This is a genomic window from Sulfitobacter sp. 1A13679 (assembly GCF_043557115.1).
GTDB classification, from domain to species: Bacteria; Pseudomonadota; Alphaproteobacteria; order Rhodobacterales; family Rhodobacteraceae; genus Sulfitobacter; species Sulfitobacter faviae.
The window spans coordinates 1-13220 of record NZ_JBIFFO010000029.1 but is presented as its reverse complement, the minus strand read 5'-3'; the positions used below and the strand labels follow the sequence as shown (position 1 = coordinate 13220).

Annotated in this window: 12 protein-coding genes and 2 tRNA genes; 6 read left to right on the top strand and 8 right to left on the bottom strand. The window is 60.5% G+C overall.

Going from position 1 to position 13220, the window contains the following annotated elements; genetic code table 11:
- Positions 1-2: 2 nt before the first annotated feature.
- From ACGYLA_RS17850 to trpA, 6 genes are all read right to left on the bottom strand, one after another.
- The gene (locus ACGYLA_RS17850) at positions 3-1178 is read right to left on the bottom strand and encodes a serine hydrolase domain-containing protein (RefSeq protein WP_394434255.1); all 1176 of its coding nucleotides are present in this window, start codon (positions 1176-1178) and stop codon (positions 3-5) included.
- Between the two features lie 102 nt (positions 1179-1280).
- Entirely contained in the window at positions 1281-1979 is a 699-nt protein-coding gene (pth, locus tag ACGYLA_RS17845; RefSeq protein WP_394434253.1) for an aminoacyl-tRNA hydrolase, read from the bottom strand.
- Between the two features lie 175 nt (positions 1980-2154).
- Positions 2155-2808 carry a 50S ribosomal protein L25/general stress protein Ctc gene (locus tag ACGYLA_RS17840; RefSeq protein WP_394434251.1) on the bottom strand — a complete coding sequence of 218 codons (654 nt, stop codon included), beginning with the start codon at positions 2806-2808 and terminating at the stop codon, positions 2155-2157.
- A gap of 113 nt (positions 2809-2921) precedes the next feature.
- On the bottom strand, positions 2922-3542 hold the full coding sequence (locus tag ACGYLA_RS17835; RefSeq protein ID WP_394434249.1) for a hypothetical protein: 621 nt from the start codon (positions 3540-3542) through the stop codon (positions 2922-2924).
- Complete coding sequence (locus tag ACGYLA_RS17830) at positions 3536-4726, bottom strand: alpha-hydroxy acid oxidase (RefSeq protein WP_067261685.1); 1191 nt, start codon at positions 4724-4726, stop codon at positions 3536-3538. The genes ACGYLA_RS17835 and ACGYLA_RS17830 overlap by 7 nt, the downstream gene beginning before the upstream one ends.
- A 141-nt stretch (positions 4727-4867) precedes the next feature.
- Positions 4868-5659: a tryptophan synthase subunit alpha gene (gene trpA / locus ACGYLA_RS17825; protein ID WP_394434247.1), complete on the bottom strand. Its 792-nt coding sequence runs from the start codon at positions 5657-5659 to the stop codon at positions 4868-4870.
- A gap of 156 nt (positions 5660-5815) precedes the next feature.
- On the opposite strand from trpA, the gene ACGYLA_RS17820 reads away from it, so the two are divergent.
- Positions 5816-6007, top strand: a complete 192-nt coding sequence (locus ACGYLA_RS17820; RefSeq protein ID WP_067261693.1) for a hypothetical protein — start codon at positions 5816-5818, stop codon at positions 6005-6007.
- 59 nt (positions 6008-6066) lie between these two features.
- Positions 6067-7164 carry a redox-regulated ATPase YchF gene (gene ychF / locus ACGYLA_RS17815; protein ID WP_271689380.1) on the top strand — a complete coding sequence of 366 codons (1098 nt, stop codon included), beginning with the start codon at positions 6067-6069 and terminating at the stop codon, positions 7162-7164.
- Positions 7165-7250: 86 nt separating this feature from the next.
- On the opposite strand, the gene ACGYLA_RS17810 is transcribed toward ychF, so the two are convergent.
- Positions 7251-7553, bottom strand: a complete 303-nt coding sequence (locus ACGYLA_RS17810; protein ID WP_394410728.1) for a hypothetical protein — start codon at positions 7551-7553, stop codon at positions 7251-7253.
- A gap of 434 nt (positions 7554-7987) precedes the next feature.
- On the opposite strand from ACGYLA_RS17810, the gene ACGYLA_RS17805 reads away from it, so the two are divergent.
- Positions 7988-8077 (top strand) — tRNA-Ser (locus tag ACGYLA_RS17805).
- Between the two features lie 587 nt (positions 8078-8664).
- Positions 8665-10251 carry a gamma-glutamyltransferase family protein gene (locus tag ACGYLA_RS17800; RefSeq protein ID WP_394434245.1) on the top strand — a complete coding sequence of 529 codons (1587 nt, stop codon included), beginning with the start codon at positions 8665-8667 and terminating at the stop codon, positions 10249-10251.
- Between the two features lie 62 nt (positions 10252-10313).
- Here ACGYLA_RS17800 and ACGYLA_RS17795 read toward each other — a convergent pair whose 3' ends face one another.
- Positions 10314-10703, bottom strand: a complete 390-nt coding sequence (locus tag ACGYLA_RS17795; protein WP_394434243.1) for a DoxX family protein — start codon at positions 10701-10703, stop codon at positions 10314-10316.
- A gap of 276 nt (positions 10704-10979) precedes the next feature.
- Here ACGYLA_RS17795 and ACGYLA_RS17790 point away from each other — a divergent pair.
- Together ACGYLA_RS17790 and ACGYLA_RS17785 are read left to right on the top strand one after the other, a co-directional pair.
- Positions 10980-11054: transfer RNA gene (locus tag ACGYLA_RS17790), tRNA-Asn, on the top strand.
- Positions 11055-11208: 154 nt separating this feature from the next.
- Positions 11209-13164, top strand: coding sequence for a DUF6538 domain-containing protein (locus tag ACGYLA_RS17785; RefSeq protein ID WP_394434241.1), 1956 nt, complete (start codon positions 11209-11211; stop codon positions 13162-13164).
- The last annotated feature ends 56 nt before the right edge of the window (positions 13165-13220 follow it).

Below are 13220 nucleotides of genomic sequence, written 5' to 3'. Positions count from 1 at the left end.
CTTCAGGTCCCGCCCGAGACGGAGGCTGCGATCTCGCGGAAAATCTCTACGTTCTTCGCGGCGACCCCGGCCTCACGGAATTTTCGGTCGGCGGCATTGGTGGCGATGACCACATCGCGGGCGCTGTCGACATAGATGTACTGCCCATAGATGCCGCGCGCCATATATTCCCCCTCGGGCGCGCCCTGCGGGATCCACCATTGGTAGCCATAGCCGATGCGCCCCTCGGCGGTGGGGGCGGTGGGGCTGGTTGATTCTGTTACCCAGTCTTCGGGCACGATTTGCTGGCCGTTCCATTCCCCACCTTGGGCGAACATCTGGCCGAAACGGGCATAGTCGCGCGTGGTCATATTGAGGCCCCCGAGCACGAAGGCGGTGCCGGAGCCATCGACGATGTAATAGGGCGCATGTTCCAGCCCCAACGGCGCGATGACCTTCTCGCTCAGCAACTCGGGCACGCTGCCCCCGGTGGCACCGCGCACGACCATGCCGATCACATGGGTGTCGATCGACACATATTGCCACTGGCTGCCCGGCGTGGTGAAGGTCTCGGACAATTCGGTGGTGAAATCGTCGAGCTTGCCGCCAAGCGCCACCACCCGGCCCATTCGGTTGATGTCCGAATCGTAGTCCAGATAATCTTCGTCAAAGGTGACGCCGCTGGCCATATGCAGCACGTTGCGCAGGCTGGCCCCGTCATAGGCGCTGCCCTTCAGGCTGGGGGCATATTTGTTCACCGGATCGTCGAGGGATGCGATCTGGCCCTCCTCTAGCAGGATGCCTACCAGCGCCGAAAGATAGCTCTTCGCCACCGACCAGCTGATGCGGCGGTCCTCGGGGCCGGTGCCTTTGAAGTAGTTCTCATAGACGATGGCGCCGTCTTTCAGCACCACCAGCGCGGTCACGTCACGGGCCGCGATCCAGTCGTCCACCGCCTCGGGCAGTTCGGTTTCGGGGCCATAGGGAAGCTCGGTCGTCAGCCCGTCCCCGCGCGAAACGGGGGCGGAGAGGAAAGCACCGTCCATATGGCTGAAGTTGTGCACGATCTTCTCTTCGGAGAAGAGAGAGTTCACCGCCAAGAGCCGTTCGATCTCTTCCCGCTTCCAAAGGCCGATGACAATGGCCGCCAGCAAAAGCGCCAGCAAGATCCGGCCCAGCCATTTTCCAAATGTATGCATGATATTCCCCCTGTTGGCCCGCAGTGAACCACGGCGTGGGGGCGGGGGCCAGCCCGACATTGCGTCAGGAGGGGCGTCAGCAGGGGCGTGAGGCCAAAAGCGTCAGCGGAAGCGGTCCATCAGCTTTTGCAGCGGCGATTGGGGGTCTGCCTCCGGCTCGGGTTTGCTGGGGGCGGGCTTTGGCTGGGCTTTGGTGGGTTTCTTAGGCCCCTTGCTGCCGGTGCCCGAGCGGGGCGGGGCCACGCGCAGCGCCACGGCATTCATAAACCGCCCGGTGTCGCCCCGTGCAAGATCCGCCGCCCCGTCCGAGACGCCGCGCAGCACATCGTCCAGCCAACCTTCGTCTGCTTTGGGAAAGTCGCGCAGCACATAGCCCGCTACCGCGTCCTTATGGCCGGGGTGGCCGATGCCCATGCGCACGCGGTCGTAGTCCGCCCCGATATGCGCGTGGATCGAACGCAGCCCGTTGTGGCCTGCATGGCCGCCGCCGGTCTTGCATTTGACCTTACCGGGGGCGAGGTCCAATTCGTCATGAAAAACAATCACATCGGCGGGGTCGATCTTGTAGAACTTCATCGCCGCCTGCACCGACTGGCCGGAGTTGTTCATAAAGGTTTCGGGTTTGAGCAGCACCGCCCGGTCAGAGCCGAAACGCCCCTCGCTGACGCTGCCCTGAAACTTGCCCTTCCACGCAGAGAACCCGTGATCTTCGGCAATGCGGTCCAGCGCCATGAAGCCGATGTTGTGACGGTTGCGGGCATATTTCGCGCCCGGATTGCCAAGGCCGACGATCAGTTTCATGGGCGGGGTCTCCTGTAGTTTCGTCTATCTTAACAAGCGGGGCGGGAGAATGTCCCCAAGGTCGCCGGAATTTTTTGCAAATTCCGGGGCGATTTCTTTGAAAGAAATCGGGCCCCAAACGCAAAACGGGGCCGCGTGATGCGACCCCGTTTCAGCACAGCCTTGCGGCGCGCTATTATTCACCGTCGGGCGGGCCCATTTCGGTTGTCGGCACTTCGTCCGCTGCCGTGTCGTCATCGTCGCCATCCGATGCTGCCAGACCAGCAGGTGCAGAGATCGTGGCGACGACGAAGTCGCGGTCGATCGTGGGTTTCACACCTTCGGGCAGGTCGACGCGGCTGATGGTCGCGCTGTCGCCGATTTCGAGGCCGGTGATGTCGACGGTCACATGCTCGGGGATGTCCGCGGCGGTGACGACCAGTTCAACTTCCGGACGGACCAGAGTGAGCACGCCACCCTTTTTCAGGCCGGGGCATTCTTCTTCGCCTTTGACGTCGACGTTGATGAACAGGTTGATCTTGGTGGTCCGCTTGAGGCGCATCAGGTCGATGTGCGTGGGTAGGTCCTTGACAACGTGGCGCTGAACGTCGCGGCAGATCACACGAACGTCGTCGTGGCCTTCAACCTTGAGGTTGAACAGGGTCGCTTTGAAGCGGCCTGCGCGCAGCTTTGTCAGCAGCTTGTTGAAGGGGATGTTGATCGGCAGCGGTTCTTTGTCGCCACCAAATACGATACCAGGAACCATGCCGTCACGACGTGCTTGGCGAGCGGCGCCCTTGCCTGTCCCCGCGCGTACCTGGGCTTCAAGATCAGGAATCTCTCCGGCCATTTTAGTCTCCAAATTTGTTAGGGCGGGAATCCTCCAAGGCTGTATTCCCGCGTGAAGCCGCGCGTATAGACCGGTTTTGCCCGGCTGGAAAGGGCAAAAGGGCGGGGGCGGCGCTATTCCTGTGGCGTGCGCAGATAGCCGTCCGCCGCCATGAGCCGGTCATAGAGGGCGAACTCCTTGGCGCGTGCGGCGCGCAGGCGGGATTCGACCTCCTGCGACAGGGGCGCGGGCAGATCGGGGGAGACGTTCTTGGGCTTGAGCTTGACCTCCCGCCCCAGTCTTTCGGCCAGAAAATCGCGAAAGGCCGGTTGGCGTTCATAGGCGAAGAGGTGCTCGACCAGCAGGTCGCCATGGTCAGAGGTCAGAAAGGAAAACTGGCTGCCGATCTGCGCGCGGGGCGGGGGCGTGTCGGAAATGACTTCAAGCGCGAAGTCCTCGAAACTCAGCCCCTTGGTGCTGAGCGGTTTGCCATCCAACCGGGGCTGGCTGCGGTAGCGATACCAGCTTCGGATTTGCTCGACAGGGTTGCGCATCACCGCCAAAGCCTCGGGGGAGGCCGAGAAGGTTTCCTGCAAAAAGGGCAGAACGCGCCGCCGATAACGCAGGGCAGTCACATGTTTGCGCCCCCGCGAAAAGATGATCTCGGCCTCGGGTTTCAGCGCCATTTCGACAGCGGTGGTCCCGGTTTTTGGCGTGGCGAGAAAGGTAAGGTTGCGGCTGAGAAAGATCAGCATGTGCCCGGATCGCGCGGCCGTTCCTGCCAATCGCCGCCGAAGTTGCGCGGGATCAGTAGGTTGTGCCGTCCGAGGTTGGCGATTTGCGTCTCTCCGCAGAGCGCCATGGTAAGATCCAACTCGCGGTGGATCACCTCTAACGCGCGGGTTACGCCCGGCTGCCCCATCGCGCCCAGCCCGTAGATGAAGGCGCGCCCGATGTAAGTGCCCTTGGCCCCCATGGCCATGGCTTTGAGCACGTCTTGACCCGAGCGGATACCGCCATCGAGATGCACTTCGATCTGGTCGCCCACCGCGTCGAGGATCTCTGGCAGCATACGGATCGAGCTTAGCGCCCCATCGAGCTGCCGCCCGCCGTGGTTGCTGACGATGATCGCATCGGCCCCGACTTTCAGCGCCATGCGCGCATCCTCGGCATCCAGAATGCCCTTGAGGATGACCTTGCCGCCCCATTGCTCTTTGATCTTGGCAATCTTGTCCCAATCGAGAGAGGGATCGAACTGCTCCGCCGTCCAAGCACCAAGGTCGGCGTTGTCGGTGACCCCATGCACATGGCCCACGATATTGCCGAAATGCCGCCGCTTCGCGCCCAGCATCTCGCGCCCCCAGCCCCATTTGGTGGCGAGGTTGGCAAGCGTTTTGACCGTCAGTTTGGGCGGGGCGGAAAGGCCGTTTTTCAGGTCTTTGTGCCGCTGTCCGAGAATTTGCAGATCGAGCGTGATGACGAGGGCCGAACAGTTCGCGTCCTTCGCGCGCTGAATCAGGCGGCTGACATAGTCCTGATCGCGCATGGTATAGAGTTGAAACCAAAACGGTTTCGTCGTCGCCTCTGCTACATCTTCGATGGAATTGATGGACATGGTCGAGAGGGTGAAGGGCACGCCAAAGGCTTCGGCTGCGCGCGCGGCTTTGATTTCTCCGTCGGCGCATTGCATCCCCGTCAGGCCCACGGGGGCGAGGGCCACCGGCATGGCCACGTCTTCGCCGATCATCTGCGTTGCGGTGCTGCGCCCCGACATATCCACGGCAACCCTCTGGCGCAGGCGGATTTGGTCAAAGTCGCTGCAATTCTCGCGGAAAGTCTGCTCGGTCCAGCTGCCCGATTCCGCGTAGTCGTAGAACATCTGCGGGACGCGGCGTTTGTAGATACGTTTGAGGTCGTCGATGCTGGTGATGACGGGCATGGGCCACCTGTGCTGAATGGGTTAACTTTTGGTAGCAACTGGTGGGGGGCTTGGCAATTGGGAAGGCTGCGGCGACGAAAAAGCCCGCGCGGCCAGTGAGGCAGCGCGGGCTTGGGGTCGTTTCCCAAGGCGAGGGGGGGGTTACGCTGAATGCGCCCCGTCGGCCAGTGATTTCACAAAGCCCAGCACATCCTCTGCGCTGTCGCCATTGGCGATCCGGCTGACGATGGCCGAGCCGATCACCACACCGTCGGCCACCTCGGCGATGGCGCGGGCTTTCTCGGGCGTGTTCACGCCAAAGCCCACGATGACAGGCAGGCCGCTGGCCTTTTGGATGCGCGCCACCTCGGGCGAGACGTCCGCGGCATTGGCTTCGGCCGAGCCGGTGATGCCGGTGATCGAGACATAATAAACGAAGCCGGAGGTGTTCTGCACCACGCGCGGCAGGCGCTTGTCGTCGGTCGTCGGTGTGGCAAGGCGGATGAAGTTCAACCCGGCGTCCTGCGCGGGCAGGCAAAGCTCGATGTCTTCTTCGGGCGGCAGATCGACCACGATCAGCCCGTCGATCCCGGCGTCTTTGGCCTCTTCCAGGAACGTCTCGACGCCCATGGAATAGATCGGGTTGTAATAGCCCATCAGCACGATCGGGGTCGTTTCGTCACTTTCGCGGAAGGCGCGGACCATTTCCAGCGTGCGGTTCAGCGTCATGCCCCCTTCGAGGGCGCGTTGACCGGCAAGCTGGATCGTCGGGCCATCGGCCATCGGATCGGTGAAGGGCAGGCCAAGTTCGATGATGTCGACCCCGGCAGCGGGCAGGCCGCGCACGATTTCCAGCGAACGGTCGAAATCCGGGTCGCCCGCCATCACATAGGAGACAAACGCCTTCTTGCCGCGGGCGCGGAGGTCTTCGAATTTGGCGTCGATACGGGTCATGTGGCTTGCCTCATTTGGTGCTTTCCTCGGCAATGCCGAATGTCGCGGTGAAAATCAATCCACCGCGGGGCAGGGGGCGGCAAAATTCGCCTCCCGTGGGCGCCTATGGCACGCCGCGCTCTTCCATTTTGCGCAAAGCCTCCTATCTGATGGGCCATGAATTATGTACTCGCCCTTTTCCTGCCGCCGCTGTCGATCCTGCTGATCGGACGGCCCATCCTGTCCATCGTGGTCTTCTTGATCTGGCTGCCCGCGATCATCTTCTCGGGCGGGTTGACGCATCCGATGTTCATCCTGCTGGCGTGGATTCTGATCTATCAGGCGCATCAGGACCGACGCGCGCGCTGAGCCTTGCGCTTTGCGGCCCTTACCCCTAACACACGCGCAGCTTTTATAGGGGTATCGTCATGGGTTTCAAAATGGGCATCGTCGGTCTGCCGAACGTAGGCAAATCGACCCTTTTCAACGCGCTGACCCGCACCGCTGCGGCGCAGGCGGCGAATTTTCCGTTCTGCACCATCGAGCCCAATGTCGGCGAGGTGGCGGTGCCCGATGCGCGGCTCGACAAGCTGGCCGAGATCGCGAGTTCGAAAAGCATCATCCCTACGCGCATGACCTTCGTCGACATCGCCGGTCTGGTGAAAGGCGCGTCGAAAGGCGAAGGTCTGGGCAACCAGTTCCTCGCCAACATCCGCGAAGTCGACGCCATCGCCCATGTGCTGCGCTGTTTTGAAGATGGCGACGTGACCCATGTCGAAGGCCGCGTTGACCCCGTGGCCGATGCCGAGACCATCGACACCGAGCTGATGCTCGCCGATATCGAGAGCATCGAAAAACGTTTGCAAAACATCGTTCGCAAGGTGCGGGGCGGTGACAAGGAAGCGGTCCAGCAAGAGCGTCTGATGCGCATGGCGCTGGAAGCGCTGGAAGACGGCAAGCCCGCCCGCGTGGTCGAGGTCGATGAAGATGACGCCAAGGCTTGGCGCATGCTGCAACTGCTGACCACCAAACCGGTGCTCTATGTCTGCAACGTGGGCGAATCCGAGGCCGCCGAGGGCAATGAACATTCCGCCAAAGTCGCCGAGATGGCCGCCGCACAGGGCAATTCCCATGTGGTGATCTCAGCCCAGATCGAGGAAGAGATCAGCCAGCTCGAAGCCGAAGAGGCCGAGATGTTCCTCGAAGAAATGGGTCTGAAGGAAGCCGGGCTCGACCGGTTGATCCGCGCGGGCTATGAGCTTTTGCACCTAGAGACCTATTTCACCGTCGGCCCCAAAGAAGCGCGTGCTTGGACCATCAAGTCCGGCACCTCCGCGCCCAAGGCGGCGGGGGTCATCCATGGTGATTTCGAAAAGGGTTTCATCCGCGCCGAGACCATCGCCTATGATGATTTCGTAAGCCTCGGCGGTGAGGGGCCTGCTAAAGAAGCAGGCAAGATGCGGGCTGAAGGCAAGGGCTATATCGTCAAAGACGGCGACGTGCTGCACTTTCTGTTCAACACCTGATCAGCGGGGCAGGGGCCGTGGCCTCCGCCCACATAAAAAGCCCGGCAGCGCGCGCTGCCGGGCTTTTTGTTTGTTAGGGCAACAACTTACTTGCTGTCGTTGCCCGGGCCAAAGCCACCGTAGACATAGCCTTCACCGGGGCTGCGCAGGGCGTTGCGCGTGCTCATCACGGTGTCGCGGTTCTTGTCGGTGTCGGCGGTGTTCAGCATGATGTCGTTCGCCTTGGTCGAGGCATGCGGGTTCCGCATACGGTCGCTGTTACCATAGACGTCGCTCGCGTCGGCGTTCACCGAAGTGTCGAGGAAAATGTCGTTGTGACGGGTGGAGTTGTCGGCAACGGCAGCGGTCGAGATCAAAGCGGCGGCGGCGGTGGTCATGATGAGTTTCATAGCGTGTTCCTTCAGGTTTCTGTTAAATCGCGTCATTGCGATGTCATCGTTTGTGGTGAAGTAACGGGCGCTCCGCCGTGAAAGTTTCGCTGCGGTTGCGAGTTTGGGGATAGGGCGGGGCGTTTTGCTTGTTCGAAGGAAAGCTGCGGTTTGTTTTTGTATATATATTCAGTTAGTTGCTATATCCCTCGCATTGTTTCACAAGTTATTCACGCTGCCGTGTAAGTTGCTACAGCCCCACCAAATGGCCGGGAAATGCCAGTGGTTGGGGCTGCTGGGATGGCTGCTTCTGCACAGCAGCACAGTTGATCACGCAGCATTCCGTCTCAGCGCAGCGGATCAGCGGGCGGAAAAAGAAACCCACCGCAAGAAATGCAGAATTTCCCACGAATTTCGCCTTGCCCCTCGGGCGCGACCTCTTTAGACGGGTCGACGGAGACGTGGCCGAGTGGTCGAAGGCGCTCCCCTGCTAAGGGAGTAGGCCCGGAAGGGTCTCGAGGGTTCGAATCCCTTCGTCTCCGCCACCCACACCTGCACGATAGCACCGCCCCCGACCGGGCCGTCATCGCATGCGCCCCCAGCGTACCCCCGCTTTGCAACTTTGTAACATTTGCCCGGCACGGTCTCACCAGCCCTCCGCCTTATTCTCGGCAGAATTTTCGGCCAGCATTCTAAACATCCGGGGGGGCCAGATCCTTGGCGATGGCGGCGAGACGCCCCATCGCTCAGCGAAAGGGAGGTTCCAGATGTTGGTTAACGTAAGAGACTGGTCTCGCATCCTGCATAATTGCATCTTCTCCGATGCCGATCAGTCACTCTGTGCAAGGGCGTGGCAATACCGGGAGGAGAGCGTTCTTTGGGCGCTGTGGGTCATGATCTTTACCCCGGGCCATTGCGAGCGGAGTTTCCGCCACCATCGCAAGATGCTGCGCCTCAAGGCGCGCAGCTCCGCGGGCAGCGGCGGGTAACAAAGCCGCCAACAAGCACGTTATCCCCGCGGAATTCTCCGGCTGGGCAGTTGCATGCAGATGCATTCACGTTCACTTTGCCGGCAACGCCTCAGGCGGCCGGTTTGACCGCGCCGCTGGCCTTACCCAAGCAAAGGACAGCCATGCTTCGTCACGATCCCATCTACCCGTCCCACCGATCTCCTGTGGTTGCCGACAATGTCGTCGCGACCTCTCAGCCCTTGGCCACGCAGGCCGGTCTCTTGATGATGCAGCAGGGGGGCAACGCGGTGGATGCGGCCATCGCCACCGCCGCGGCGCTGACGGTGGTGGAGCCTACGGGCAACGGGCTGGGTTCTGACGCTTTCTGCATCCTGTGGGACGGTGAGAAGCTGCATGGGCTCAATGCCTCGGGCCGCGCGCCTGCCGCTTGGTCGCCTGAGCGGTTCCCCGATGGCATGGTCGAGCATGGTTGGGACAGTGTCACCGTGCCGGGCGCCATCAGCGCTTGGGTCGAATTGATGGAGAAGTTCGGCAAGCTTGATCTGGCGACGGTGCTGGCCCCGGCGATCCGCTATGCCGAAGAGGGCTTCCTCGTCTCGCCCACCATCGCGACACTCTGGGCGCGCGGGGCCGAGGTTCTGGGCAAGCAGCCGGGATTTGCCGAGACCTTCCTCCCCGAGGGGCGCGCCCCGAAAGCGGGGGAGCGGTTCCGCAATCCCGGCGCGGCCCGCACCCTGCGGCTGATCGCCGAGACCAATGGCCGCGCCTTTTACGAGGGGGAGATCGCCGAAGAGATCGTGGCACATGCCAAGGCCAATGGCGGCGCGATGACCATGGCGGATCTGGCGGCCAATAAGCCCGAATGGTGTGGCACGATCAGCCAGAGCTTCGATGATGTGGAGCTGCATGAAATCCCGCCAAACGGGCAGGGGATCGCCGCGCTGATGGCGCTCGGCATTTTGGAGCATAGCGATATCCGCGCGCATGGTGCAGACGACCTGATGGCGGTGCATTTGCAGATCGAAGCCTGCAAGCTCGCCTATAGTGATCTGCATGCCTATGTGGCGGATCGGACGGCCATGACGGAGGTCGACGAGAAGGCGCTGCTCGATCCCGCGTACCTCAAGTCGCGCGCCGCGCTGATCTCAACCGAGAAGGCGCAGGACTTTGGCGCGGGCGCGCCCAAGCAAGGCGGCACGGTTCTGATGAGCACGGCGGATGCCTCGGGCATGATGGTCAGCTTCATCCAGTCGAACTACGCGGGCTTCGGCTCGGGCGTGGTGGTGCCGGGGACGGGCGTATCGATGCAGAACCGCGGCTTTGGCTTCACCACTGAGCCGGGGCATCAGAATATCGTGGCGGGGGGCAAGCGGCCCTTCCATACGATCATCCCCGGCTTCGCGATGAAGGACGGCCAGCCCCTGATGGCCTATGGCATGATGGGCGGCCCGATTCAGGCCCAAGGCCATATGCAACTGCTGCTGCGCACGCAGCTTTGGGGGCAGGACGTTCAGGTCGCCGCCGATGCGCCGCGCTGGCGTATTCTGTCGGGGCTGGAAGTGGCTTGCGAGCCGGCGATGGCGCCCGAGCTTTTGCAAGGGCTGCGCGATTTGGGCCATGTCGTCCATGTCGAAGCGCCGGACAACGCTTTCGGCTTCGGCGGCGCGCAGCTGGTGCAGCGTCTGCCCGAGGGCGGATATTCCGCCGGGTCCGATCCGCGCAAAGACGGGCAGGCGGCGGGTTTCTGATCCGGGCGTCTCTGCCCATGTGAGTTTGGCATGGCCCGTTCCAGGGCCATGCCGTTTTGTTTTCAGCCTTGCCCGCGCATCGCGTCGACCGACCACGGCCCCGGCCCGGCGGCTGCGAGGTAGAGAAAACCAAAGCTGTAAAGCGCCGCCAGTTCACCGCCATTCAGCAGCGGAAAGAACCCCTGCGGCATATGCGCGATGAAATAGGCCACCGCCGTCAAGCCGCTCAGGATAAAGGCTGACAGGCGCGAGAACAGGCCGATCACCAACAAGACGCCAAAGACTAATTCGATCACGCCCGCAATTCCGCCCATCGAGGCGATCGACACGCCGTTCATCGGCCCGGCTGGAAAGCTAAGGATCTTGGTCGTGCCATGTTGCAGCACCAAGAGCCCCGACATGATGCGGAAAAGCGAGAGTATCTGCGGCTGGTAGGGGGAGAGGAAGGCCATGTTTTCCCTTTCAGGACATTGAGTTGTTCATACGAGCCCAGTTTCAACCGCAGCCCGCGCAACCCGTCCAGCCCTAAGCGCCGGGGGAGGAGATGTGTCACGGACCTGTGATGCCGACTCCCGGTGCCGAACCGTGTCGCGGGGCGCATTTCACGGGCGTTTGCAGATAATCGAAAAAAATTCGCTTCAATCGGTCAATTGCTCTTGCGCACCCCGGACCGCCCGCGTTAAAGAGCCGCTGTCCGAGGGCGTTGCCCGAAAGACAGACATAGGCATTCCGGCGTAGCTCAGCGGTAGAGCAGTTGACTGTTAATCAATTGGTCGTAGGTTCGATCCCTACCGCCGGAGCCAATCCTTCAGCAAGTCGCTGAAGTTAAAGCAAAAACCCCCGGGTCCTCAACAGAGGCCCGGGGGTTTTGCGTTTTGCTTTGCACAAGTTGTTGCACAGAGCTCTGCACAGGCCCTCGGGAAATCGCGACACCTCCAATCCGAGGAGTCCTACATTTTGACGACGCATCAAGCCCATCTCGAACTCCGATCCACCGGTTTTTACTGGCGACGTCGCGTGCCCGCGGCTGCAAAAAATCGATTCAAACCGCAATTCTTCTGTTTTCCACTGCGAACGCATGTCCCCCGCGATGCCGCAGAGCTCGCCCGGCGACTAACCGCCGTCAGCGAAATCTGCTTCAAAGCGGAGCAGCAGATGCCCCCAGAGATCATGACCGAAATCCTGGTCACCTATGCGCAAATGGAGATCGAGCTTTCTGATCGCTTGCGTGCGCTGACCGGCCCGCGCACGCGCGAAGCTGGCGAAGCCGCATTGGTCTTGGAGGGTGCCGCGCGTGCGTCTTTGCGGGATGCGATTTTTCTTTGCGACAAGAGCCCAGCGCTTCAGCCTATTAGGGATACGGCAGAGCGACTTGGCCTTGTTCTCGACGAAGCAGAAGATGATTTCGCAATCTTAGCGGACAAAATGGTCCGGACCATGATTGCGGTGAGTGAAGAGCGTGAGCGACGCGCGCAAGGCATCTGCAACGAACAGGATGCCAACTTAACCGAGGCACTGCGTCGAATGAGCGTGCCAAACATGCCGCTGGGAGGGGAGGCACCTCGCCGTTCCTTCGAACAAGCTACACCTTCAACCGCAAGTCCAACGCAAAAACCTATCGTTTCTATGCAACCGGCTTCAAGCAAGGAAGAGCAGGAGCTTACACCCGCTGCGACTGACGAACAGGCAGACCGTAGCAAGGTCCTGCAACAACCAGAAATGCCGCACGAGGACGCCGAAAAAACAGCAGGGCCGACGCTGATCTCCATTCACAACATCAATGGTCGATCTGTTAAAGTTCGAACAGACCACTTGGAGCAGGTGCGCATCCTCGATGGGACAGATCCGCGCGTTCTGGACCTCTGGGATGACTGGTTCAATGATAAGATGGCAGGGCTGACTTTCAAAGGCGCATATATACGCGATGATGAGGGTAAAGGCGCGCGGTTCCGCAAGTCTGCTGATACAGTTCGGTCGACCCGTAAGATCGTTAGCGATGTATTCGGTGATATCCGGCTTTCCGAAACCACAAATGAACTATGGAGCAAGTTCAATGATCTTCTGCTTGAACTGCCCAATACCCAAGGTCGCTCCGCAAACCTACGGCATTTGACTTGCAGGGAGTTTATTGAGCATGAGCGGGCTCAAGAAGGAAAGCGGCTGGTGAAAGCGGAGCAGCGTATCAACAAGGAAGGGCTTTCGGGTGAGGAAGCTGAAGCCATCCGCGACAAAGCGAGAACAAAGGTGATTTCGCCGCGCACCTTTCAGCGCCATCAAAAATACCTTTCTTCGCCCTTGGACCATGCGGTCGAGAAAGGGTTGATTTCGCACAACCCGTTCAAGCCCTTCGTGCTGGGAGAAGAAATGATTGATGACATGCGCGCTTCGCTTCCTGAGACCAAGCGGAAAACGTGGACGAGTGAAGAGCTTGCTGTTCTGCTTTCGACCGAGAAATGGCATTCAGCAGACACAGGTATTGATGATCCGATTTACTGGGTGCCCCTGATCGCACGTCTACTGGGCTTGCGCAGCGAGGAAATCTTGCAATTAAAGCCGGAGAATGTCCGTTGCGACAATGGCATTCACTTCCTCGACATCGAACGTGGGACAGGACAGTCGATCAAGAGCAATAACGCGCGCAGGTTCGTGCCGGTTCATAGCCAACTGATTGAGCTGGGTTTTCTTGAGCTCGTGGAGCAACAGAAACAGCTTGGTAAGACCCGTATTTTCTCTCAAGTGGCGCGGTCTAAATGCTCCAGTCAGAACTATACGAAGACATTTACTAAAAAGCTCACCTACTATCGAAAGACGCGCAAAGCCTATGCGAGCCGTCAGGATCTCCATTCTATGCGAACCACCTTTAATACCGAATGCGTGGGGCGTTCAGTTCCCGATACTGTTGATTGTCACTGAGAACTGACCCGGTAGCCCCATAAATTGTCACTGAGAATTGACCCATGTGAACACAC

What these genes read in the sequence shown, in the direction of transcription:
- ACGYLA_RS17850 (WP_394434255.1), bottom strand. Translation starts at nt 1,178, where the DNA reads ATGCATACATTTGGAAAATGGCTGGGCCGGATCTTGCTGGCGCTTTTG.
- pth (WP_394434253.1), bottom strand. Translation starts at nt 1,979, where the DNA reads ATGAAACTGATCGTCGGCCTTGGCAATCCGGGCGCGAAATATGCCCGC.
- ACGYLA_RS17840 (WP_394434251.1), bottom strand. Translation starts at nt 2,808, where the DNA reads ATGGCCGGAGAGATTCCTGATCTTGAAGCCCAGGTACGCGCGGGGACA.
- ACGYLA_RS17835 (WP_394434249.1), bottom strand. Translation starts at nt 3,542, where the DNA reads ATGCTGATCTTTCTCAGCCGCAACCTTACCTTTCTCGCCACGCCAAAA.
- ACGYLA_RS17830 (WP_067261685.1), bottom strand. Translation starts at nt 4,726, where the DNA reads ATGCCCGTCATCACCAGCATCGACGACCTCAAACGTATCTACAAACGC.
- trpA (WP_394434247.1), bottom strand. Translation starts at nt 5,659, where the DNA reads ATGACCCGTATCGACGCCAAATTCGAAGACCTCCGCGCCCGCGGCAAG.
- ACGYLA_RS17820 (WP_067261693.1), top strand. Translation starts at nt 5,816, where the DNA reads ATGAATTATGTACTCGCCCTTTTCCTGCCGCCGCTGTCGATCCTGCTG.
- ychF (WP_271689380.1), top strand. Translation starts at nt 6,067, where the DNA reads ATGGGTTTCAAAATGGGCATCGTCGGTCTGCCGAACGTAGGCAAATCG.
- ACGYLA_RS17810 (WP_394410728.1), bottom strand. Translation starts at nt 7,553, where the DNA reads ATGAAACTCATCATGACCACCGCCGCCGCCGCTTTGATCTCGACCGCT.
- ACGYLA_RS17800 (WP_394434245.1), top strand. Translation starts at nt 8,665, where the DNA reads ATGCTTCGTCACGATCCCATCTACCCGTCCCACCGATCTCCTGTGGTT.
- ACGYLA_RS17795 (WP_394434243.1), bottom strand. Translation starts at nt 10,703, where the DNA reads ATGGCCTTCCTCTCCCCCTACCAGCCGCAGATACTCTCGCTTTTCCGC.